This is a genomic window from Rubellimicrobium rubrum (assembly GCF_006152115.1).
Taxonomy (GTDB): Bacteria; Pseudomonadota; Alphaproteobacteria; order Rhodobacterales; family Rhodobacteraceae; genus Rubellimicrobium; species Rubellimicrobium rubrum.
The window spans coordinates 1-24,354 of sequence record NZ_VDFU01000015.1 but is presented as its reverse complement, the minus strand read 5'-3'; the positions used below and the strand labels follow the sequence as shown (position 1 = coordinate 24,354).

13 protein-coding genes and 1 pseudogene are annotated in these 24,354 nt (G+C 65.3%); 6 read left to right on the top strand and 8 right to left on the bottom strand.

Going from position 1 to position 24,354, the window contains the following annotated elements; translation table 11 throughout:
• Positions 1–534 precede the first annotated feature (534 nt).
• From FHG66_RS12885 to FHG66_RS12850, 8 genes are all read right to left on the bottom strand, one after another.
• Positions 535–957, bottom strand: a complete 423-nt coding sequence (locus FHG66_RS12885) for a GlcG/HbpS family heme-binding protein (RefSeq protein ID WP_139077412.1) — start codon at positions 955–957, stop codon at positions 535–537.
• A 58-nt stretch (positions 958–1,015) separates the two neighbouring features.
• A complete protein-coding gene (locus FHG66_RS12880; RefSeq protein WP_139077410.1) occupies positions 1,016–3,202 on the bottom strand; it encodes an alpha-amylase family protein in 2,187 nt (728 codons plus the stop codon).
• Between the two features lie 42 nt (positions 3,203–3,244).
• Positions 3,245–4,243: an ABC transporter ATP-binding protein gene (locus FHG66_RS12875; RefSeq protein ID WP_139077407.1), complete on the bottom strand. Its 999-nt coding sequence runs from the start codon at positions 4,241–4,243 to the stop codon at positions 3,245–3,247.
• Positions 4,240–5,235 (bottom strand): ABC transporter ATP-binding protein, encoded by a 996-nt coding sequence (locus FHG66_RS12870; RefSeq protein ID WP_139077405.1) that lies wholly within the window; start codon positions 5,233–5,235, stop codon positions 4,240–4,242. The genes FHG66_RS12875 and FHG66_RS12870 overlap by 4 nt, the downstream gene beginning before the upstream one ends.
• Positions 5,232–6,116 (bottom strand): ABC transporter permease, encoded by an 885-nt coding sequence (locus FHG66_RS12865; protein WP_139077403.1) that lies wholly within the window; start codon positions 6,114–6,116, stop codon positions 5,232–5,234. The genes FHG66_RS12870 and FHG66_RS12865 overlap by 4 nt, the downstream gene beginning before the upstream one ends.
• Entirely contained in the window at positions 6,113–7,048 is a 936-nt protein-coding gene (locus tag FHG66_RS12860) for an ABC transporter permease (RefSeq protein WP_139077401.1), read from the bottom strand. Before FHG66_RS12860 ends, FHG66_RS12865 begins: the two co-directional genes overlap by 4 nt.
• Positions 7,049–7,082: 34 nt before the next feature.
• Positions 7,083–9,620, bottom strand: a complete 2,538-nt coding sequence (locus FHG66_RS12855) for a hypothetical protein (RefSeq protein ID WP_139077399.1) — start codon at positions 9,618–9,620, stop codon at positions 7,083–7,085.
• 90 nt (positions 9,621–9,710) lie between these two features.
• Complete coding sequence (locus FHG66_RS12850) at positions 9,711–11,330, bottom strand: ABC transporter substrate-binding protein (protein WP_139077397.1); 1,620 nt, start codon at positions 11,328–11,330, stop codon at positions 9,711–9,713.
• Positions 11,331–11,489: 159 nt separating this feature from the next.
• On the opposite strand from FHG66_RS12850, the gene FHG66_RS12845 reads away from it, so the two are divergent.
• The 6 genes and pseudogenes from FHG66_RS12845 to FHG66_RS12820 all read left to right on the top strand — a co-directional run bounded on the left by FHG66_RS12845 (position 11,490) and on the right by FHG66_RS12820 (position 23,992).
• Entirely contained in the window at positions 11,490–12,617 is a 1,128-nt protein-coding gene (locus tag FHG66_RS12845; RefSeq protein ID WP_139077395.1) for a LacI family DNA-binding transcriptional regulator, read from the top strand.
• Between the two features lie 198 nt (positions 12,618–12,815).
• A pseudogene (locus FHG66_RS22920) lies at positions 12,816–13,835 on the top strand (IS30 family transposase).
• 135 nt (positions 13,836–13,970) lie between these two features.
• A complete protein-coding gene (locus tag FHG66_RS12835) occupies positions 13,971–14,999 on the top strand; it encodes an IS110 family RNA-guided transposase (RefSeq protein ID WP_139077393.1) in 1,029 nt (342 codons plus the stop codon).
• A gap of 850 nt (positions 15,000–15,849) precedes the next feature.
• Positions 15,850–20,778, top strand: coding sequence for a GAF domain-containing protein (locus FHG66_RS12830; RefSeq protein WP_139077391.1), 4,929 nt, complete (start codon positions 15,850–15,852; stop codon positions 20,776–20,778).
• Between the two features lie 452 nt (positions 20,779–21,230).
• Positions 21,231–23,411, top strand: coding sequence for a putative bifunctional diguanylate cyclase/phosphodiesterase (locus FHG66_RS12825; protein WP_139077389.1), 2,181 nt, complete (start codon positions 21,231–21,233; stop codon positions 23,409–23,411).
• A gap of 221 nt (positions 23,412–23,632) precedes the next feature.
• The gene (locus tag FHG66_RS12820) at positions 23,633–23,992 is read left to right on the top strand and encodes a hypothetical protein (protein WP_139077387.1); all 360 of its coding nucleotides are present in this window, start codon (positions 23,633–23,635) and stop codon (positions 23,990–23,992) included.
• Positions 23,993–24,354: the final 362 nt, after the last annotated feature.

The window sequence follows — 24,354 nt, the reverse complement described above, 5'->3', positions numbered from 1 at the left end:
CCTTCCGCTGGTTCCCGAAAGAGCCGAACTGCCTGCCCCAACTCCCGTGTGACATCCGCTCTGGAAGTTTGGCCAAGGGCTGATCCGGAGCCAACGGCATAGTTTGGATTATGCGAACTTGTTTGAGGACTGGGCGAAAGCTACCCTGAAGCGCGACTTTTGACTATTTCCATTTATTGAGCCTTGAGAACACGCCCATCAATGCGCCCCTATCCGCATACGAATGATGAGGAACGCCGCAAGGTGGAGCAGTGGCGGCAAGCCTAAGATCAGCCCGGCCGTGATCGCCGATAGGCTCGACCCACACCGCTTGACCATCCACCGCAAGCTGAAGCGCAACTGGTGATACCACGTCGAGGTGCCGCAGGCCGAGGGCTAATGGCCGGTGATGGTCCAGCAACTAGCTGACGGCCGACGTCGGTCCCTCTGCAAGCTCCTGCGCCATCCCCAGCTCTGTGCCGCGATCATGAGCGGCTCAAGGAAGGTTAGTTGCCGTTCACGCATGTATTGCTTAAGCAAGTAGCGTAGGTGCTGTCAGCGACATTCTAGGAGAAAGTCGATTCCGGCTTGGGCCACCTCGCGATCCTGCGCCGGAGTGCCCGAGGAAACTCCAATGCCGCCGACCAAAGCCCCGTCCACCGTTACGGGCAACCCTCCGGCCACGACCATCAGTCGGCCGCCGATGGCGCTGGCAATGCCATAGGCGGAGGCGCCCGGCTGGCTCGCCTCGCCATACTCGTGGGTGGCCTTGCGCGCGGCAGCGGCGGTGAAGGCCTTGTCGATGGCGATGGTGATTGAGGTCACCTTGCCGCCGTCCATACGCTCGAAGGCGACAAGATTGCCGCTCTCGTCGGTGACGGCGATGCACATGGGTACGCCGATCCCTGCGGCATGTGCAGCGGCGCCCTCAATCAGGAGCCGAGCATCCGCCACGTCGAGCCGGGTCACTGTCATCATCGTTCAGTCCTCCTCCTGCCGTCGAGGGACCGGACTTCGAAGGTCCGGTCTGAAATTGTTACTGGGCGCTGATGACGACCACCTCGTGACCGACGACCCGTTCGATCGCGATAGTAAGGCTTGAGCCCTCGGGCTCGATGGACGGTCGGGTCTGAGAGACACGGAGCTCCACGTCGGAGCCGGTCAGGCTGTCGGCATGGAGCTTGAGCTCGACGGGTCCGATGGGGATCACGTGCTCCTGCCGGCCCGGGACCGGGGCCGTGACGACACGGCTCGTCAGGTGCACGATCCAGCGGCCCTCCTGGGCATAGGCCGTGGCCGCGACCAGGCCGCCGGGCGCGCTGACCTCGACCGGCGGGCGGGCGCGCAGCGCCCAGCGGACGGCGTTGGACAGGATTTGGGCGTGCTCGAACGCGCCTTCGCGAGCGTAGCAGCGGTCCAGATCGGCGAGGACAAAGGCAAGGCGCGAGCCGTTCGGACCCTTGCGGACGGCGATGGCTGGAACTTCGGTGCGCCGAGTCCTCATCCACGAGGTCTCGGGCGGATAGATCGGGAACTCGGGGATGAAGGTGGCGAGGACCGTTGTGCCCGGCTCGGCGCGCATGGAGGGGAGGAGGCCGCCGAAGGGCAGCGTGTCGGTGTCGTCCAGACCCCCGAGAACGGGGTGGCGCGGCAAGACCTCGGCCGGAGCTTCCTCGTCCTGCGGGCCGTAGACGTCATGGCGGCGCTCCGGGGAGAGGCGTAGGTAGGAGTGGCGCAGCGGGATCTCGATGCTGGGGTCCGGCGTGGTGTCGGCGCCCAGGACCTCGCCGTCGGGAACGAGGCCGAAGAGGTCGGACAGGGCGGGCACCTCGCGCCACTGGCCGTGACCGTCCCTCCGGCCCGTCTCGCCGGTGGCGACCAGCGAACCTCCGGCCTCGACATAGGCCCGGAGCGCGGTTTCCGTCTTCTGGTCGATTACCACGACATTGGGGAGAACGAGGACGTCGAACCGGCCCTTGGCCTGAGCGATGTCCTTAACCTCGACCGGCAGCCAGTCGAGGCCGGCGCGCGACAGGGCCCGTACCATGCCCCGATAAGGATCGAGCGTCCGCTGCTCCGGACGATCTCGCCCATGGAGGTCATGGTTGGCCTGGCTCCAGACGACGCCGATCCGGGCCAGGGGCGTCCGGCCGACGAGGATGTCCTGGTTCGCCTCGTGCCAGCGGAAGATGGGCTCAGCCGTCCGGTACTGCCGGCGGTCCTCGTGCGCGGCACCAATGTGGTGCCACCAAGGCTGGATGCCGCCGGCAAAGGCGGCTTGGGTCCAGAGCTGTACCTCGGCCGGCGGCATCGAGGACAGCCGGAACGCTGGGGAGCCGAGCTGGTACTGCGGCGTGCTCTCAGGGATGAGCTTGTCCCATCCGAGGAGCTCGTGAAGCCGCTTGCCGGCCTCAGTGTTCTGCTCGAAGCCGTCCTCGGGCGTCCGCCGCTGGTGGTCCAGCATCACGATCTCAGAACGGGACAAAATGTCCCGCAGATCGATGAAGCGGTTGCAGTTGTTGAGGACCTCGCCCGAGAGCATCCCCATCCAGCGGCAGTCCGGCCCACCCGCCTCCATCGTGACGGCGTTGTTGAAGTCCCAGAGCTCGGTCCGACGACGGTAGTTCCAGGCCACCCAGGCGCGATAGGCCTCGTCGTCCCAGTCCTCCCGCTCGGGCAGGTCATGGCCCTCGGCCGCGAAGCGCTGGCGGCAGTTGAGGCAGTGGCAGATCTTGGTCCGGGGCAGCCCGGCCCAGGAGTTGTCGGCGAACCCGTCCGGGCTGGAGCGGGCGATAATCTCCCGCATCACTTGGGGCAGGTGGTCGGAGTAGTAGGGCGAGTTGATGCAGGTCACGAACTTGTCGGCCTGCCTGTAGGGCTGCCCCTCAGCGTCGACGCAGATCCAGTCGGGATGCGCTTCGTAGAGCTCCCGGACGACGCGATTGGAGTCCATTCGCGCGATGACGGCCAAGTTCTCCTCTCGCGCGGCGGCCACGATCTCGCCATAGAGGTCACGCCCGTCGAGGGTCTCGGCCTGATGATGGAACGGGATCTCGCTCGGGTAGTAGGCGATGATGCCGCCTGCATTGACGATGACGCCCTGGATGCGCGTGCGGTGCCAGTGCTCCCGCCAGAACGCGGCGTCGTAGCGGGTCGGGTCGATTTCGGTCAGGTTGGTCTGAGCCCAGCGCAGCGTCGTGCGGTACCAGGGAGCGTGGTCCATGGGAAGTCCTCGTCGTAGGGGTCGGGCAGGCGTCGGCGGCGTTCAGGCCGCGTCGGCAACAGGGATCGGGTTCGGTCGCGCGAAGTGACAGGCGGCTAGCTGGCCGGGAGCGACCTGGGCGAGGGGCGGTCGGTCCTGGCGGCAGATCTCCTGCGCGATGGGGCACCGAGTGTGGAAGGAGCATCCGGGCGGGATGTTCGACGGGCTCGGGACGTCGCCCCTCAGGATGATGCGTCGCGAGATGGTGTCTACCTCGGGCTCGGGCGCCGCCGACAGCAGAGCCTGGGTGTAGGGGTGCTGGGGCGCGTCGTAGATCAGGCGCTTGGGGCCAACCTCGACGATCCGCCCCAGGTACATCACCGCCACGCGGTCGGCGATGTGGCGCACGACGGCCAGATCATGGGCGATGAACAGGTAGGAGAAGCCCGCGTCGCGCTGGAGATCCTGCATGAGGTTAATGATCTGCGCCTGGATCGACACGTCGAGCGCCGAAACGGGCTCGTCCGCGACGATGAAGGCCGGGTTCACGGCGATGGCACGGGCGATGCCGACCCGCTGGCGCTGCCCCCCCGAGAACTGCCGGGGCAGCCGGTCCATGTAGGCCGGCGGCAGACCCACCTGATCGAGCAGCTGGGCCACCCGGTCGCGGCGGGCCTGCCGTCCCCGGGCCAGACCAAAGATCTCGAGCGGCTCTCCGATGATCTGCCCGATGGTGCGCCGGGGGGAGAGCGAGCCGAATGGGTCCTGGAAGATAATCTGCATACGTTGACGCATCAGCCGCATCTCGGCGGAGGACAGCCGGGTCACGTCCTGCCCTTCGAACCGGACCGTCCCGTCCGTGGGATCGATCAGCCGCAGGAGCAGGCGTCCAAGCGTGCTTTTGCCGCAGCCGGATTCGCCCACGAGCGCCAAGGTCTCGCCGGCCTCGACGTCGAAGGTGACCCCGTCAACGGCCCGCACTTGGTCGGAGGCGCCGCCGAACCAGCCGCCGCTGGCGCCGAAGGTCTTGCCGAGGTTCTCGGCCCGGATCAGTGGCGTCATGCCGCGGCTCCGGCCTGGCTTGCGCCCTTGGCGGCGGCAGTGACCCAGCACGCTGCGGATTGGGAAGGACCGAAGCGGAACATGGGAGGCATCTCCTCGGCGCAGCGGGGTACCGCAAGCTCGCAGCGGTCGCGGAACGGACAGCCCTGGCGGATGGAACCGGCGGGGGGCACTGAGCCCGGGATCTGGTAGAGACGCTCCGCCTCGTGGCTGCGGCGCGGCACGCTGCGGAGGAGGCCTTGGGTGTACGGATGCTGGGGCCGGGTCAGGATGGTGCGGATGTCCGCTTCCTCGACGACGCGGCCGGCGTACATGACGACCACCCGCTCGCAGACGTCAGCGATGACGCCGAGATCGTGCGAGATGAGAAGGATCGCCATGCCGAGCTCACGGCGGACCTTCTTCATCAGGTCAAGGACCTGCGCCTGGATAGTGACGTCGAGGGCGGTCGTGGGCTCGTCGGCGATCAGCAGCTTGGGCTCGCAGGCGACGGCCATGGCGATCATCACGCGCTGCCGCATTCCGCCCGAGAACTGGTGCGGATAGGCCCCGAGCCGACCCTCGGCATTGGGGATCCCGACTAGGTCCAGCATCTCGACGGTGCGCTTCCGCCGGGCGGTGCGGTCGTGCCAGCCATGAAGGAGCAGCGCCTCGGCGACCTGATCGCCGACGGTCATCAGCGGGTTCAGCGAGGACATGGGCTCCTGGAAGATCATCGCAATGTCGCGGCCGCGGATGGCCGGCATGGCGGATGCGGGAAGGTCCAAGAGGTTACGTCCTTCGAACTCGATGCGTCCCTTCGCCACGCGCCCGCCGATCAGCCGCATGATCGCGAGCGAGGTGACGGACTTGCCGGACCCGCTCTCCCCCACGAGGCCCACGCTTTCCCCCTTGCCGACGGAGAAGCTCACGCCTTCGACGACGCGTACCGGCCTCTTCGGCGGCCCGAACTCGACCGTGACGTCGCTCAGCCTGAGGAGGTCCTGGGTCATCGCGACGCCTCCGGGTCCAAGGCATCGCGGACCGCGTCCCCAAGGAGATTGAAGGCCAGCACCACCAGCGTGATAAGGGCGCCCGCGCCGATGATCGGCCAGGGCGAGCCGAACAGGTTGTTCAGGCCATCGCGAATGATGTTGCCCCAAGACGGGTTGGGCGGCTGGGTGCCGATCCCGAGGAAGCTCAAGGAAGCTTCGAGGCGGATGGCGGAGGCGATCCAGAGGGTGGTCAGGACGACGATCGGCGCGGCGATGTTGGGCACCACGTGACGCAGAATGATCATGGGGGTCCGAAGCCCGACAGCCACCGCTGCTTCGATGTAGGGCTCCTGCTTGACCGCGAGGGTCGAAGCGCGGGCCACGCGCGCGAAGCCGGGCGTGAAAGCCACAGTCAGGACCGCAACAACGTTCCAGAAGCCGCCCCCTAAGACCGCCGCGATCAGGATCGCCAGCAGCAGCTCGGGGAAGGCCAGGAGGAGGTCGATGATCCGGCTGACGATCCGGTCGACAAAGCCTCCGAAGTAGCCGGCCACAACTCCCAAGAAAGTCCCAAGGATCGCAGCGAGGACTGGGGATACGAACCCGAGAATGAGCGAGTTGCGTGAGCCGTAGACGAGGCGCGAGAGGACGTCGCGCCCGAACTGGTCCGTTCCGACAGGATGGGCTGCCGAAGGCGGCTTATTGACGTCGAGGATGCTCTGGGCCAACGGATCGTACGGAGCGATCAGAGGCGCCAGTGCAGCCACGAGGACGAACAGGATCACGACGACCAAGGCGAAGATCGTCGCGGGCCGGTCGAAGATGACGCGGCGGAGCGTCGCAAACACCGAGGGTTGGGACGCTAGGGGCTGAAGGGCTGGGTTGATAGAAGCGCTCATGACACGCGGATCCGGGGATCGACCAGGACGTAGACGAGGTCCATGGTGAGGTTGATGGCGACCACGAAGAGGGCGAAGACGACGATGCCCCCCTGGATCACCGCATAGTCGCGCTCGGCAATGGCGGAGATCAGGAGCTTGCCTAAGCCGGGCCGGTTGAAGACGAGCTCGATCGCCACCGATCCCGATAAGGCGGTAAGCGTGGTGAGGCCCAGGCCCGTCGTCAGCGGCAGCAGCGCGTTCCGGAGCCCGTGCCGGTAGATCACCCGGGGCTCTCGCGCACCCTTGGCGCGGGCGGTGCGGATGTAGTCCCGCCCCAGTACCTCGAGCAGCGCGGTCCGTGTGAGGCGACCGAGGAAGGCGGCCTTGATGAAGGCCAGGGTCAGGGCCGGCAGGAAGACGTGGTGCATGCGGTCGAGGATCCCCTCCCCTCCCCCGTTGATCGGGAACCAACCGAGGTTCAGCGAGAAGACGATCAGAAGCAGCGCGCCCAGGTAGAAGTCGGGCACCGCGTAGCCGATGAGTGAGAAGCCTCTCATCGCGGAGTCCGGCGCACTGTTCGCGTTCGTCGCTGCCCAGACCCCGAACGGAACGCCGATCAAGACCCCCAGAAGGACCGAGGCGATCGTGAGCTCGATCGTATAGGGCAGGTTGTAGGAAATGAGCCCGAGCACGTCGCGGCCGTTCATCATCGACTCTCCGAAGTCGAGCGTGAGCGAACTGGCGACAAAAGTCAGGTACTGCTGCCAGAGCGGCGCGTTGAGGCCCATCTGCTCGCGGAAGGCCTCGCGCTGCTCCGGCGTGGCGAAGTCACCCAGGGCCGCGACCGCGGGGTCCCCGGGCAGGATCCGCATCGCGACGAACACTAGGGTCAGAACGAGCAGGACGGTCGGTATCGCGTCCAAGAGCCTGACGACGATGTAGCGGGTCATGGCTGCGTCTCCCGTTGCGTGGCACCCGGCCCCGTCAGGCCTGCATCACTACGTGGTAGGGCTGGTTCGCCAGGTCGCCCCCGAGCCCGGGCATCAGGACCGGGGCGCCCAAGGCCGTGGCGCTGGCGAAGAGCTGGACATGGAACGGCGTATCGAGGTAATCGCCCGGGATGACCGCGATGTAGCCGTTGCCGTCGGCCCGCATGGCGTCGGCCCGCCATCGCTTGGACTGGTCCACGACACGATAGCGGAGCACGGGCGCCGCATCTGCCGGGCCGGAGTAGCGGACCGTGAGGTCCTCTCCTCTCAGGAAGGTCTCCGGCACCTCGAGGCCGCCGGCTGCCGTCACGGGGCGGCGCGCCTCGATCGCGGCGGCGGCCCGTTCGGCCTCGGGCGAGAGGGCCAGGCTTTCCGTCAGGCCCCCGCCGCGAAGCGACTCGAGGTCGAGGAGCTCGTTGCGCATCTCGGCCTGACGGGACTGCCAGGAGCCGCGCAGCCATCCTTGGGGGCCATAGGTGAGGTCGTCGTGATAGATGTCGCGCGACAGGTCGGCGATCCGGTCCCAGGCCATGGTGGAGCGCCGAGCATGGTCGAGCACCCGGTCGAAGAGCGTTGAAGCCTTGGTCGCGATGAAGAGTTCCGCCCAGACCGCCGCGCGGTAGCGTTCGGCGAAGAAGCGGGCCAGCCCGGCGCAGATCTCCACGTCGATCAGGATGCGCTGCGCCTCGGGGCGAAGGTAGTCCCGGGCCTCCTTGGCGGAGACGAGGGCCTGGTCGCAGGTTCGGGCCAAGTCGATGAGCCAGTCGGCCACGTCGAGAGGCGTGTAGCGATGCTCCGTCCGTCCGGCGAGCAGTTTCTCGACCCACTCGCGGGCCGTCGCAAAGAGCTCGGAGTCGAAGGTGGGGGCGTTGCCGAAGCGGACAGGCGCCGGCATGTCGAAGGTGTAATTCAGCCGCCCTGTCCCGTCGATCAGGGCGAGGTTGGAGTAGACCTCGGGCCAGTAGTGGTTGTTAGAGGCCGAGGGGCCATGGGTCAGCGACACCAAGGGAAGGACCCGGCTCGCGCTGGCGAGGCCCTTCTCGCAGGCCTCGGCGGCGTCGCCGCAATGCCGGCGCAGATGCCGCTGCCAGCCGTCGGCCGGCCCGTCCGGGGCATAGAGGCCACGGCCCCAGACCCGATACTGGTAGAGGTACTTCTCCCAGTCGCGTCGGGGCGCCAGCCCCTCGCGCTGGTAGTTGAAGCGCTGGCCCGGCACGCCGGTGCCCATGCGGCCTTTGAAGCTGAGCGGCTCGCACCACTCGACCCCGTCGCTGCCGGCGAACATCGAGAGGCGTCCGTAGCCGGCCGCGAGCGCGGGATCACCCCACAGGAGGATGCGCTGGGTCCCCGCCCAGATGCGGTACAAGACCGAGTAGTCCTTGTCCTTCCGGAGGAGGTCGCCGTAGCTGTAGCGCAGGAACTTGCGCGATCCCTCGGAGAGCTGCTCCCGTTCGCTGCGGGCCTGTTCGGGCGGGTATTCCTTCTCGCGGATTGAGGACTGGTGATAGGCCAGCCCCATGTGCTCGGCCATGTACTTGGGCGAGGCCGTGAACGGCATGCCGGAGCGGCGGGCCAGTTCCAACGTGGCATGATCCAAGCCCTTGCCGTGCATGTCGATCTCGATGGGCCGCCCGGCGTCAGCGACGCCCGCGAAGGCCTCCTCCCAGAAGCCGTACTCGCCCTCGGCGATGCCACCCTCCACGTGGACCCGAAAGGTGAGGCCGGTGATCTCGGGCACCTCGGCCAAGAGCCGGGTGATGGCGGCCCGGCAGTAAGGCGCGAGATTGTCCTGGGTGACGCCTTCGACGGTGTAGTTCGCGTTCGGGACGTCGTCGAAGTCGTAGCGCTGCGTCCAGAGCGCCAGCTGGAAGTCGAGCCCGCGCCGTGCTGCCTCCTGCCCGATGAACTTCAGGGTCTTCAGGTTGCGGTCGCGCTCCTCGTCGGGAAGCTCAGGCACGCGGACGTCGTGGCCATCGACGGCCAGGAGGAACGGATAGGGGAAGTAGAAGTAGACGTCCCGGATCCAGGCGTTGTGATAGGGGTAGTTGTACCCCATCCCCAGCGTCAGGCTGAAACGGTTGAACCGGTTCGTGGCCAGCATCGTCAGGTAGTCGCGCCAGCCGTCCCGGTCGTGGAACCAGTCCAGGTCCTCGGATTCGGAGCAGAAGAGGCGGGCAATCGACCGGATCCGGGCGGAGGGCCGCTCGACGAGCGGGAACGGACCGGCGAAGGGGTCGTCTCCCTCGGCATGCCGCGTGCGGTCCGCGAGCTCGGTCAGAGCATAGACCAGCCCGCGCGCGTCACGTCCCCATATCGAAACCGCCTCCTCGCTCCGCCAGATCGCGAAGGCCTCGGCCGCGTCTGGGCAATCGACGGGGGCGCTGGCGCTATCGGCGACCAGCCTGATCAGGAGGCCTGCGCTCGACCCCCGGTCCTGCAAGGCCCGGCGAAGGCTCTCGCAAGCCCAGGCTGGAGCGCCAGCGGCGACCAGTCCGGCGGGGTCTTCGATCCGGAGATCCGGTTGATGCGGCATGAGCGAGCGGTCCTGATCACGGTTCCAAGGGGAGCGCGGGCGCGGGAAGTACAGGGGTCTCGGCGCGCCCGCGCCGAAAGCAGCCGGGCGTCAGCCGGCGAAGCTGGCCTTCGTCAGCCGCCAGTGGGCGTAGCCGGACTTGACCTCGTAGCCGAGATCGAGGTCGGCGGCCCTGACCATCATGTAGCCGTTCGTGACGATGGGCAGGAGCGGCAGGTCGGTCAGGATCTTGACCTCCATCTCCCGGACCAACTCGAGCCGCTTCTCGAGGTCCGGCTCCGCCATGGTCGCAGCCAGCATCTCGTCAATGCCGGGGATGACGACCCCGTAGCGGGAGAAGTTGGGGCCGCCGGAGCCGTCGGGCTTGACCTCGGATGTGGCTGCGAGCTGCTCGGAAATGGCTTGCGTCGGCACCGGGGGATAGGCCGCCGAGCGCTGATAGAGGGTGTTCGTGCCGGTCGCCTGGTCGGCGTGGAAGGCCGTGTGGTCCCTGAGCTCGAGCTCCATCTCCACGCCGCCTTCGCGCAGGAGCTGCTGGATCATGAGCATGATCGAGGAATAGTCCTCGCGCTGCGAAGTGTAGGCCTTGAACGAGAAGCCGTCCGGGTGGCCTGCCTCGGCCAGCAGCTCCTTGGCCCTCTCGACGTTCCGCTCGTAGCGGATCTCCTCGGGGATCGACTCGGCCGTGAAGCTTCCAGGGAAGGAGGGCGGGTTGATGCCCCAGGTCCGCTGACCGAACGGCGCCATGGCCTCGGCAATCTGGCCGCGGTCGATCAGGTAGGCGATGGCTTGACGGACCCGCACGTCGTCGAAGGGCGGAGTCGCGAGATTGAACGAGATGGTGAAGAAGGAACCCGGCGAGGCGACGTCGAAGTGCAGCCCTGGCGATTGCGCCTCGATCGAGGGGACCCATCCGGGCGCGCGAACGCCTTCCATCATGTGAATGTCGCCGGACATGAGCGCCAGGGTGCGCGCGGTCGTGTCGGCGATGTACATCGTCTGGAGATTGGGAATGAGCGGCGCCTCGCCCCAGTAGTCCGGGTTCGCCGTCAGGAGGACGCCTTGGCTCGGGTCCTCGGCGACGCTTTCGATCTGATAGGGGCCGGTGCCGATCGGGTCCCGCTCGAAGGATTCAGAGCCCTTCTCCTCGTAGGCCTTTTTCGAAACGATCGAGGCTGAATGGTGCAGCAGCGTGCCCATAATGAAGAGCGGGTCCGGCAGCTTGAGCTGCAAGGTCACCGTGTCAGGCGCATCGGCCGTGACGCTCTCCAAGTTCTCGTAAAGGGCCGACCGTACGCCCAGCTCCTCGGGATTGAGCAGGCGGTCGAAGGTGAACTTGACGTCCTCGGACGTCAGCAGCCCATACCCCTTGTGGAATTGGACGTCCGGCCTCAGCTTGAACGTCCAGGTGCGGCTGTCCTCGCTGGCCGTCCAGCTTTGGGCCAAGCCCGGCTGGACCTCGTCCACGCTGCTGGGGAAACGGCCGAGCGGCATATCCACCAACGTGTCGAACATGTGGATGATCGCCCACTCGTCGGCCCCCTGAATGGAGCGGGCCGGGTCCAGTGTCCGGAAGCCGCGTGCCGAGAGAGCGATCCGCAGGGTATCCGAGCTTTGAGCGATGGCTCTCGCAGCGAATGTTGAAGATAGTCCGAGCCCGGCAAGAGCTGCTCCTGACCTTCTGACGAAGGCCCGACGAGTAAGCGTCATCGATTTTCCTCCCTTGGATGCCGCCCCTCCTCCGGGCCGGCTTGGCGCGTCACAATCGGCCGTCTTGAAGGGCCTGATTCGTTCTTGGTAGCGCTGTCATTCAGTTTTGGTAGCGCTGTCAGATAGACTTGGTCAACCGTAAATGTCCGTGCTACCAACATGGCACAGCGAACAGGGTGTCAGGACTTGGCCAGCACGAGAGCAGACAAAAGACCTACCCTGACGGACGTCGCACGCATGGCACATTGCAGTCCGATAACCGCATCACGAGCTATCAACACCCCCGGCGTCGTGTCTGCCGATCTCCGCGAACGGGTCATGGCCGCCGTGGAGCGGCTAGGTTATCTACCAAATCTAAATGCCCGCGCCTTGGCCTCGACCCGTACTCATGTGGTGGGTGTTATTGTGCCATCTCTCGCCCAGCACATATTCAGCGACGTACTCCGAGGAGTGTACGACGCCGTGCAGCCCACATCCCTGCGCGTTCACTTGGGCAACACCCATTACGACTCGGCGGAGGAGGAACGCCTCATTGGCGAGTTCCTGAGGCATAAGCCGGCCGCGATGATCGTCTCGGGCGTCGATCAAAGCCCTCTGGCACGAAGCATGCTGGCCGATGCAGGTTGTACGGTGGTCCAGATGATGGACCTGACGGCGGATCCCATCGACCGGGTCGTCGGCTTCTCGCATGTGGAAGCGGGCTACATCATGACCCGACACCTCATCGATCAGGGATATCGGCGTATCGGTTACCTCTTCCTGGTCGGCTGGATGAACACCCGGTCCGCCGGTCGCCTGCAAGGCTGGAAGCAGGCCCTTGAGGAGGCGGACCTTTACGACCCTTCTCTGCTGGTGACTCGAACGAGCGAGGATTTGGACAGACAGTTGCCCCGGGAGCGGGGTGAGGTCATCACTCCCCTTCATGCCCGCGCGGGGCTCCGGGAACTTCTGACAGCGAAGCCCAAGGTCGATGCGGTCTTCTGCAACAACGACCCTCTGGCACTGGGGGTCCTGTTTGAGGCCATTGCCCAGGGACTACGTGTTCCTGAGGACCTGGGCGTTGCCGGCTTTAACGACAGTGACATGATCTTGGGCGCCCATCCTAGCCTGACAAGTCTCCGCACGCCTCGGTACGAAATCGGCTTCCGCGCGGTTGAAGAAGCGCTTGCGGTGATGCAGGGGCAGGCTAATCCTGAGCGTGTTACGGATCTGGGAACGAAGGTGTCGTTCCGCAGGAGCACGGACCGCTTGGGTCAGCTTTCAGCAGACCACCTGTCAAACGTTTAGCTTGCGATGAAGTAGATCTACTCACGATTGCAACCGCAGCAATTAACGAGGCGTGTAATTGGAGCTGACTAGGTCGCTGAGCCATAACGGTAATTCAACATAATAATCACTGTTATGCGACTCGCACCTGTATGCAGGGTACATTCTATTCCGAACTGCGACAGATGCGTAGATCCAAGGGGTTACTTGGAGGATGCGATGCCCTGCCCGTTCGTTCACTTGAGCCTGGAGGAGCGCTGGCAACTGGCGCGGCTGCGAGAGCAGAAGATTGCTGTCGATGAGATTGCCCGTGTGCTTGGGCGCCATCGCTCGACCATCTACCGCGAGCTCAGGCGCAACTGGTGGCACGACGCTGAGGTGCCGCAGGCCGACGGCACTTGGCCGGTGACCGCCCAGCAGCTGGCCGATGGTCAACGTAGGTCCACCTGCAAGCTCCTGCGGCGTCCTGGGCTCCAGGCCGCGGTTGTCGAGCGGCTCAAGGACGGCTGGTCGCCCGAGCAGATCGCCGGACGCCTCAAGGTCGAACCTGTAAGCGGCCACACCATCGGCTTTGTCACGAGACGATCACGCGGTTCGTCCCCTCGGCCGAGACCCAAAGCTAGGAACTCGCGTGCTACTTCCCGGAGCGCCGACGGATGCGCAAGCCGCAGCGGGCTCGCAAGCCAAGAAGCCCCGTGTTTCCAGAGACCTCGCGCATCGATCACCGCCCCGAGGCGGTCAACGCCCGCCAGGAGTTCGGGCACTGGGAAGCAGACCTGATGATCCTCCGCAAGCAGCACAGGCCCGCGAACGTGGCCACCGTTGTCGAGCGCAAGAGCCGCTTTACGCTTCTGTTCCGCAACAAGGACCGGCGCTCCAAGCCGCTCATGGGGAAGCTCATCGATCTGCTCTCGCCCCTGCCCCAAGTGGCTCGGCAGAGCCCAACCTTTGACCGTGGCCTGGAGTTTGTCTCGGGGCCACGGCCTCAAGGCCAGGATGGGCGCGAAGGCCTGGTTCTGCGATCCGCAGGCGCCCTGGCAGAAAGGCAGCGTCGAGAACATGAACCGGAGGGTCCGCCGGTACCTGCCGGCCGACCCCGTGCTCCTGACGCTCGCAGATGGTTCGATGAGGTCAATCTGTGGCCGTCTGAACGGCACGCCCCGCAAGTGCCTGGGCTGGCGAACGCCAGCCGAGGTGTTCCGCCAGAAGCTCTTCGCCAGCCAGGAGCCGTCGAGTTAGCTTCAACCCGCACCTGTCGCAGTTCGGTTAGAACCCACACGCAAAGTAGATGGGGTGGTTGCCGCCCTCTCCTGACGGCATCGCGACGTGCGACGATGCCGATGTGGTTGGACCACTAGGCGGAGGATGCGGAAGATGAAGGATGTGATGATCGGCGTTGACCTTGCCAAGAGCGTGTTCCAGGTCCACGGCGCCACAATGACCGGCGAAGTCCTGTTTCGCAGGCGACTGTCTCGCGGGCAGTTCCTGCGGTTCATGGGTGGCCAGCCGCCGGCTGTTGTCGTGCTGGAGGCCTGCGGCAGTGCTCACCATTGGGCGCGAGAACTGGCAGCACAGGGTCATGAGGTGAAGCTGATCGCGCCGCAGTACGTGCGCCCCTTCGTCAAGCGTCAGAAGAACGACGCCGCCGATGCCGAAGCGATTGTCGTGGCCGCGCAGCGCCCCGAGATGCGCTTTGTCAAACCGAAGACGCAGGACCAGCAAGCCCGGGCCGTCCTGTTCCGGGCCCGCGAACGCCTAGTGCATCAACGGACGGAGCTGGTGAACGCGCTGCGCGCGGTGCTCTATGAGTATGGCCAGGCCGTCCCGGCCGGGGTCGCGCAGCTCAGGCGCATCGAGTCCATCATAGACGATCCGGATGTCGCCCTGCCCGATCTCGTGCGGGACGAGTGCCGCGACCTGCTCGCGCAGGTCGCCGAGAAGTCGGCCCGGATCGAGGCCAAGACAAAGACGAGAGCGGCGCTGGCAGAGGAGAGCGACACCGCGCGGCGGCTCCAGACCATGCCGGGCGTCGGCCCGATGACGGCCTTGGCCGTTGAGGCCTTCGCGCCGGCCATGACGACGTTCCGCTGCGGGCGCGACTTCGCGGCCTGGCTGGGGCTTGTGCCGCGGCAGTTTTCGTCGGGCGGCAAGGAGCGGCTCGGCCGGGTGTCGAAGGCCGGCCAAGTCGATATCCGACGGCTGCTGATCATCGGCGCCATGGCGCGCGTAAGTTGGGCACGCCGGCGACCGCCCGCGCCGGGCTCCTGGCTCGATCGAATGCTGGCGCGCAAGCCGCGAATGCTGGTGGCGATCGCGATGGCCAACAAGATGGCGCGTCGGATCTGGGCCATGCTGACGAAGGGGGAGGACTACCGGGATCCGGTGCTGGCCTTGGCGGCCTGAGGTGCCGCCGAGAACAGGCGGCCAGCGCCGGTAAGGAGGTGTGAGAAGTCGACGACCCGAATGGGCGCATGATCGAGCCGATCCGGATCGGGAGAACCAGCGACAGTTCATGGGCTCGCAGCCCGGAAAGTAGATGTGGACCCGACCCGCAGATCACCGTCCCGGCCACCGGCTTCTGGAGCGCCGCGCAGCAAGGCCTGACAGAAGACCGCACTCGATCACACGACCAAGGGGCTGGAGGCGACTTGCACGACGAGCGGCAACCACAGAAGAACTGTCTCATCTGAGCGAAGTAGAACAGTCACCCTTCCCGCTCTGCCCCGGCGGTCGGGATCGGCGACTAGAACTTCCACATCGCTTATCGCAGGCCTCCTGCGACGGGTCGGCCGGGAGCCTTCCTCTCGACCCTCGACCGGTCTCGGCAGCCGCCACACTCTTCCTCTTGAGCGTGCTGACGGATTGCCCCGACAGGTTGGGTCATGACGACGTATCCTCGGTACACTACATTATGCGTTAATCTCCTCTCCTTTGCTGGGAGCCGCTCTCGGAAAGGACCAACTGTGGTCGATGTTCAATTACCTGCTTTTATTTACGCTTCTCTCGCCTATGGTGACGTGGTCGGGCCTGTCCGCGTGCGTGCCTGGGCGGCGATGCCGGGCTATCTGCCCCAGGCCCGTTCGGCGGCGTCTGCCCCCCTCCGCACCGCAGCGGGGCCGATCTCCGTCGGTCGGCGATCCGAACTGATTTCGCTCAACAATGATGGTCACCTGTCGGTAGTCGGCATGCAGGTCCGGACACGCTGTGGTGCCGTGTACGGCAAGGGTACGCTCGCCCGTGTCGTGAGGGCAGCATGACCGATTGCACCGATGCCGCCGAGATCGACGTATGCCGCGTGTCGACGTGCGCCGGGCCGGCTTGGGAGGAGGCCGAGCGCCTCGCCGCGCTCGACCGCTATGCGATCCTTGACACTGGTCGCGAGGGCGCCTTCGACGACGTAGCCGAACTCGCAGCCGACCTTCTCGATGCCCCGATCGCGGTGGTGAACTTCATCGCGGCCGACCGTCAGTGGTTCAAGGCGGAGAAGGGCATCGGCAAGGACAGCTTGCCCCTAGACGTCTCGATCTGCCGACATGCCATCCTTCAGCCGGGCGTGTTCGTGGTTCCCGACCTGACGAAGGACGCCCGCTTCGAGAACAACCCGCTCGTCGACGTGGCGGACGGACTGCGCTTCTACGCCGGGGCGCTGCTGGAGACGCCGGACGGCCTGCCGCTGGGCACCGTCTGCGTCCTCGACACGAAGGTGCGGCCGGAGGGCATAAGCCCACGGCAGGAGCGCGCACTTCGGGTGCTCGCGGCCCAGACGATGACGCAGCTCGAGCTGCGACGGTCGAATGCCGCGGCGCGGCACGAGAGCGATCGGCTGTCGGCCATGTTCGCGCAGGCGACGGTCGGCATATCGGAACTTGGCCTCGACGGGCGCTTTCTGGTCGTCAACGACCGGCTATGCGAGATGCTGGGGCGGACACGCGACGAGCTGCTGACGCTCCGCATGGCCGACGTCACGCACCCCGACGATCTGGCCAACAACCTGCCGCTGTTCAACCGCATGGCCGAGACTGGCGCGAGCTTCAGCCTGGACAAGCGTTACGTGCGACCCGATGGAACGATTGTTTGGGCAAATAGTTCGGTCACTCGCCTTCTCGACGAGTCTGGGCGACCGCGTTCCGCGCTCGCGGTCACGTCCGACATTACGGCCCGCAGGGAGGAAGAGCAGCATCGCACCTTCCAGCTTGAGCTGAGTGACCGGACGCGAGATTTGGGGGACCCTGAGGCAATCGTCGCCGCGACGACCCGCCTCCTCGGTGAGCGGCTCGGTGCCGCGCGCGTGCTGTACGCCGACATCCACGAGGCCGAAGGACGAGCCACGGTCCGGCCGGACTGGACCGCTCCTGGGGTCGATCATCTGCCGCTGTCGGTGGGTCTGGCTGATGTCGGCGGGGCGATTGTCGATCATCTGCGGCAGGGCCGAACGTTGTGCGTCAACGACGTCCGCACCCACCCCGTGACGCAAGCGAGTGTGGGCTTCCTGGACAAGATCGGTGTAGCTGCCTTGGTCAGCGTGCCACTGCTGAAGGACGGCGCTCTGGTCGCCAACCTGAACGTCCACAGGGCGGAGCCGCATGTCTGGACACCCGCGGAACTGCAACTGATCGAGACGGTAGCGGAGCGGACCTGGGAAGCGATGCAGCGCGCGATCACCGAGACCGCGCTGGGAGAGAGCGACGCGCGCTATCGGCAGATTGTCGAGGGTGCCGAGGACTTCGCGATCGTCAGGGTTGACGAGCATGGGATAATTGCAAGCTGGAACAGGGGCGCCGCTCGCATCACCGGCTTCCAAGAGGAGGATGCTATCGGGCGATCGGGCGAGATTATCTTCACGCCCGAGGACCGCGAGGCCGGCGCGCCCGACCATGAGATGAACCGGGCAAGGAGCGACGGCCGCTCTGTCAATGAGCGTTGGCATCTGAGACAGGACGGCAGCCGTTTCTGGGGCTCGGGCCTGACGATGCGGCTCGATCAGCCCGGTGGCGGTTACCTCAAGATCTTCCGCGACCGCACAGCCGAGCATGAGGCCGAGGCTCAACTTCGTACCCGGTCCGAGCAGCTTCAGGGACTAGCGGAGACGGCCTATGCAGTGGCACGCGCGCCGACGCTTGAAGCGACGCTCGACGAGATCACTCGCGCGGCGCGGAGGCTCGTCGGCACGCATCAGGCGGTCGTAAGCCTGACCGCAGGTGAGGACTGGGCGCAGGTCATTCCTTACGTGGATCTCAGCGACGAGTATGCCGACTGGAGTGACTACCGCACGCCAGCTGACGGCTCAGGCATCTATGCGCTGGTCTGCGAGACGAACCGTCCGATGCGGATGACGCAGGCTGAAATTGAGGCTCACCCCTGCTGGCAAGGCTTTGGCGCGCACGCAAAGGATCACCCGCCGATGCGCGGCTGGCTGGCCGTGCCGCTCGTCGGCCGCGACGGACGTAACCTTGGCCTAATTCAGCTGTCGGACAAGGAAGACGGCTCAGAGTTCGACGAGAACGATGAGGCTGTCATCGTGCAGCTGGCGCGCATAGCTTCGGCCGCCATCGAGCAGAGCGCGGCGGAGAAGGCTTTGCGGGAGAGTGCGGCGGCGCTCTCGGCCGAAGTCGAGGCGCTCAGCCGTCTGCAGGAGATCAGCACGCGGCTGGTCGTCGACGAGGCTCCCCAGGCGCTCTACGACGCGATCCTGACGGCCGCTGCCGGCCTGATGGGCTCGGAGTGCGCCAGCCTTCAGATGATGGACGCGACCGGCGATCTGCAGCTGCTGGCCCACCTAGGCTACAACCCCCGCTCAGTGGAGTATTGGCAGACCGTGGACGCAAGCTCCGAGAGCACCTGCGGCATCGCGCTCACGACGGGCCAACGAGTGATCGTGCCCGATGTCGAGAACAGCGGCCTGGCTGCCGACAGCGGCGACCTCCAATCCTATCGCTGGACGGGTATGCGCGCCGTTCAGACGACGCCGCTTCTGTCGCGGTCGGGCAAGCCGCTTGGTATGCTGTCCACCCACTGGAAGCGTCCGCATACCCCGTCAGAGCGCGACTTCAAGCTCTTCGACGTGCTCGCCCGCCAGGCGGCGGACGCCATCGAACGCACGACGGCGCAGGCCGAGCTGCGCGAGAGCGAAGCGCGGCAGGCTTTCCTGCTCTCTCTAGCGGACGCGCTGCGCTCACTGAGGACGCCGGCGGAGATCGCTTCGGCGGCCGCAGAGCAACTCGGCGAACGGTTCGGCCTAAGCCGCGTCTTCTATGCGGAGTTGTTCGGCACCCTGATGAAGGTCCAGCGCGACTACACGAACGGTGTGGCCTCCATCGTGGGCGAGCACGATCTGAGGGCGTTCGGACCGGACCTGCTGCGCCCCTACCATGAATGCCCGATCGTCAAGGTCGATGATGTCCGGACGGATCCACGTTTCAGCGAAGAGGCTCGATCGGGACTCCAGGCGAGGCAAGTTGGCGCCTACCTCGACGTCGTGCTGTTCGAGGAAGAGAAGTGGGTCAACCTCCTGGCGCTTCAGAGCGCCACGCCCCGGACGTGGACCCCCTCCGAAGAGGGCTTGTTCCGCCAAGTCGGCGAGCGCGTCAAAGTGGCGATCGAGCGCGCTCGCGCCGAGGATGAGCTTCGCGAGTTGAACGAAACGCTTGAGCGTCGGGTCGCTGAAGCGCTCGCCGAAAAGAAGCTCCTCGCCGACCTCGTGGAGGGCACCGATGCCTTCGTCCAAGTCGCCGACTCTGATTTCCGGTGGCTCGCAATCAACCGGGCGGCTGCCGATGAGTTCGAGCACATCTACGGCGTTCGGCCTAAGGTGGGCGACTCCATGCTCGATCTGCTCGCCGACAGACCCGAGCACCGCACGGCGATCGAGGCCGTCTGGGCGCGGGCGCTCGCCGGCGAGCAGTTCACGCAAGTCGGTGAGTTCGGTGATCCCGGCCTTAACCGACGCTCCTACGAAATGAAGTACAACATCCTACGTGGGGCCAACGGCGAGCAGATCGGGGCCTACCAGTTCGTCTACGACGTGACCGACCGTGTGGCCGAGCAGTGCCGGCTTGCTGAGACGGAGGAAGCGTTGCGCCAGTCACAAAAGATGGAAGCGATGGGTCAGCTCACGGGCGGCGTTGCGCACGACTTCAACAACCTGCTCACCCCCATCGTCGCCACGCTCGACAGGCTTCAACGCAAGGGGATCGGTGGCGAGCGCGAGCAGCGTCTCATCGCCGGCGCGGCGCAGTCGGCCGAGCGCGCCAAAACTCTCGTCCAGCGGTTGCTTGCTTTCGCCCGCCGCCAGCCGCTCCAGCCAGTGCCGGTCGACATCGCAAAGCTGGTGCATGGGATGGGCGACCTCGTCTCGAGCACAACCGGGCCGCAGATCAAGGTGCTGGTCCAAGCAGCGGACAACCTGCCGCCGGCGATGGCAGATCCGAACCAGCTCGAAATGGCGCTCCTGAACCTGAGCGTGAACGCGCGCGACGCGATGCCGGATAAAGGTACGCTCCGGATCTCTGCAAGCGCGGAGACCGTTGGCCCTGGCCACCGCTCGAAGCTGCCGCCAAGAACTTACATTCGTCTCTCGGTGGCGGACACCGGCTCGGGGATGGACGAGGCGACGCTGGCGCGGGCCGTCGAGCCTTTCTTCTCGACCAAGGGCGTGGGCAAAGGCACCGGCCTGGGCCTCTCGATGGTGCACGGTCTCGCCTCCCAGCTCGGTGGTGCACTCACCATCCAGAGCAGGCCGGGTCTCGGCACCAACGTCGAACTGTGGCTCCCCGAGAGTGCCGCCAGGCCCGAGCCCGTCGAGTCGGCGCCGGCGCCGGCAGAGGTGGCTACGCGCGGAACGGCGCTGCTTGTCGATGACGAGGAGTTCGTCCGCATGAGCACGGCGGATATGCTGAGCGACCTTGGTTACACCGTGATCGAGGCTGCGTCCGCTGAAGAAGCCATGAGCTTGGTGACCAAGGGCGAGCGCTTTGATCTTCTCGTGACCGACCACCTGATGCCTGGAATGAGCGGCACCGACTTGGCCCGCACGATCCGAAAAGCAAAGCCGGGCGTCGTGGTGCTCCTGGTGTCCGGCTATGCCGAGATCGAGGGGATCGAACCAGGTATTCCTCGGCTGACGAAGCCGTTCCGGAAAGACGAGCTCGCATCGAGTTTGATCCGGCTTGCCCCCTCGGCCTGAGGCTGGGACGGAGGTGACCGGCGAGCGATATAACTTAGGTCATGCGAGAGGAGCGATCTGCTCCACTTCGCGGCGAACTCCGTAGGTGCCGCCTAGACAGCCTATTCAGCCACGGACTGAAGCACGACCCCTGGGGTAAACACGAATAAAGGCACGGCGAGAACGCGGCGGAACAAGATGACTAGATCAGTCCCGCAGCTCTTCTGCAGCCGACATTGCACGTCCGAAGTTGCTAGACCAAGAGGACTCCGATATAGAAAGCTGGAACCTCTTGCATCAGCCCTTCACTCCTTGGCTGGGGTTCCGCCCTACGCCGACTCTACGACTTGGCCAGCAGCACTTTGGGCAATGCTCCGCCGGTCACAAGGTTAAATGCGCTGGAACTGGCCCGGACGCGTTAACGGTTGTTCCAGCTTCCTATCTCAGGCTGCCCCAAAGCGTCGGGGATTTGCATGGGACAGACAACGGCCAGGCTCTATCGGTCTATGCAGAACCGGCGCGTACTGGCCCGGTACATCTGCGCTCTTCTCGTCCTTGCGGGCCTGACGGCAGGTAGCTTTGTCACCATGCGCCACCTGATCGGTGGCATGAAGCAGGGCGAGGTCCTGATCACTGAAGCGGCTGACCTTCGATCCGCCATCCACAAGACGATGCTGGCCTTAGATGCCATAGCTCAGGGGAACCCTGAAGCGGCGAGCCGGGCGGCCCGCGAGGCGGAGGCTTTGAACTCCGGGCTCGATCGTCTGATCACGACTATGGTCCGAGTCGGCGCTGACCAAGAGGACTGGGCGCTTATTCAGGATCCCGATACGGGTCTCCAGGCCAGCGTTCTTGCGCTTGTACAGACTGCGACTGCTGCTGATCGGCGGGGAGCTGTCGGGCCGGGCGGCATACCGCATATGCTGGAGAGCAAGGAATCCCGTGGTGACACGATGACGGGCCCTGCGATTTCAGCAATGGACCAGGGCGGGCACGTGGAGCCGCACGGGACCGAGGCACGGGCACTCGCTACATCACCCTTGCCAAGCCATCGTTCGACCAGCCACGCTGGCCACTCTCCCGCGATGGCCTCAATAGATACCTTGATCGAGCATCTCAGAGGCGATCGCCAGGCGGAGCAGAAGCGCACCTCCCGGTTGCACGATCTTCTCGGGGTCGCCACCCTTGTCATACTGCTGGCCGAGGCCTTTGTGGTGTTTCGCCCTCTGATGAGCCGAGCCGACCGCGAGGCCGCGCGGGCGGACGTTGCCCTGTCAGAGCTCGAGTACCTCGCGTCGCACGACGCGCTTACGGGTTTACTGAACCGCGGCCAGATCGATCGCATCCTCGACATAGCCGTCCACGAGGCTTCCTCTGAGAGCAGGCAACTTGGTCTTGTTCTCCTCGACCTCGATGAGTTCAAGCCGATCAACGACAGGTTCGGGCATGCGGCGGGAGATGCCGTGCTGGTGGCAGTGGCCAACCGGATCCGCGGACTCGTCGGCCCGACCGGTGTTGCGGGTCGGCTCGGTGGAGACGAGTTCATCGTGCTTGTGAGAGGGTCGCAGGTCGAGAAGGAGGTGGCAGCGCTTGCCAGTAGACTCCTAGATGAACTTCGTAAGCCGTTCGAATACCGGGGCCAGCTTCTCCACCCTCGCGCCAGTATCGGATATGCCGTCTTCCCGGCTGCCGGGAGCGACGTCGCCACACTTTTGTCTGCGGCCGACTCGGCGATGTACACCGCCAAGAGATCCGGTCGAGGCCGCGTGTCCGTCTTCTCCGAGCAAATGCGCGCCGAGGCCGACCGGACACGCCGCCTGGAGCGTGACGTCCGAGAAGCCTTCGAAGGCGGGCAGTTCGACGTCCGGTACGACGCTGTGTTCGACACGTCGCTGGGCCTGATCGGAGTCGAGGGTCTGCCGCACTGGCACCATCCGGCCCGTGGCTCTGTACCGACGGATCAGCTCCTGGCCGAGGTCGCCGCCGTCGGGCAGACTCCGGCCCTGACTGACTTCGTAATATTTACGGCCCTAGCGCAAGCCGCCGAGTGGCAAAGACTGCACCTTCCTTTCGGCGCCATCCACGTGAACGCGGGTGAGGGCTTCCTGCGGCGCGGAGACGCCTGTTCCGTCCTCCAGCACGCCTTGGTATCCAGCGGCCTCGACTCGGCCGCTCTCGTCATCAGGCTGGGCGCAGAGGTCTTGATCGACGACCCCGTCATCGCCCGCGCTATCCACGGACTCCAGGACATGGGCATCGCTGTCGGGATCGGGGGTTTCGGCACGGGAAGCCGGCCGCTACTGGCCTTGGAGGGGATAAACATCGGGTTCGTGGCGCTCGGCCGCGAGGTTTTAGTCAGGGCCGAAGCATCTAAGGAGGGCAAGGCTGTCGTCGCAGCCATGCTTGAGTTGTGCCGAGCCATGGGCAAGGACGTCCTGATGCAGGACATCGACACCGCGGCTCTCGCCGAACTCGCCCAGTCGGAACATGTCACTGCACGTCAGGGGAAGCACCTTTGCGGGCGCATGGATGCCGCTGAGATGACAGCGTTTATCCGGAAGGCGGCCAGTGGTCCTGCACCACGGGTATGTCCAGTCACTGACGCAGAGGACGCACCCAGAACGCTCTCGGTGTTGGGACGACCAGCGGCCTAATGCAACATGCGGAGACCTCGAGCCTGATCGCGGCCAGATGGCGCATGAACAGGCACCACGAGGCAACAGTAGCGCAAGTGCCATCAGCGCTGGATTTGTTGCTCCTCGCGCTCAGAACGTCGGCTAATAGCTGCCTTTCTAAGCACATGGGCCGATAATGTTGTTCTACGCCTGTCATGCTGGTCGTTGACGCGTGATAGGTGTCCAAGGTTGGGACAAGAGTGACAAGAAGGATCGGACTGCCAAGCCGCATCGCGACTGTGATGAGTGGAACGATCCTGCTTTTCATCGTGGCCGTGGGCATCTGCGCTTATTGGACGGTGCATACCTTGGGTCGAGACGGCTTGATCGTTTCGACGCGTCAGGTTCAGCACTCCCTGGTTGATCAGACCGAATACATCCAGGCCATGATGCTCGATTATGCCAAGTGGGACGAGGCTGCTCACGCTCTCAGAAGCCATGACCTTCGGTGGCTTTACGAGAACATCGGCCTCTCGGCAGATATCGGCGAACCTTTCCAATTCGTCGTCATCTGGGGTGGGCCGCTCGCAAAAGACCTCGCTTGGATGGACGATGGCTAACAGACTGTCCGTTCTGGTCTGCTGCCCGAGGAGTTACTGGCGAATATCGATGAGGCGCTGAGCGATGTGCCCGTCAACAGCTACGCTGGACAGAGCTTCTTCTTGCGTGTCGGTGACCAGTACTATGTCGTGAGCGTCGCTCGGATCGAGGCGTTATCCGCTGAGGTGCGCTACCGAGGTTAAGGCCCCGGGTGCGTTGGCTTACAACCGTGAAGTGGACAGCCGGGCCGTGCTGAGAAACACATCCGGTCCATCTGAGCAGGTTGTCCCTCATTGGCGCCGTCATAGTTGCTGGGCAAGCGGCTTCGGATGGAGAGGCTGAGTTTCTTACCTGTTAGCTATCCGTCAGCGTCCAGATAGCT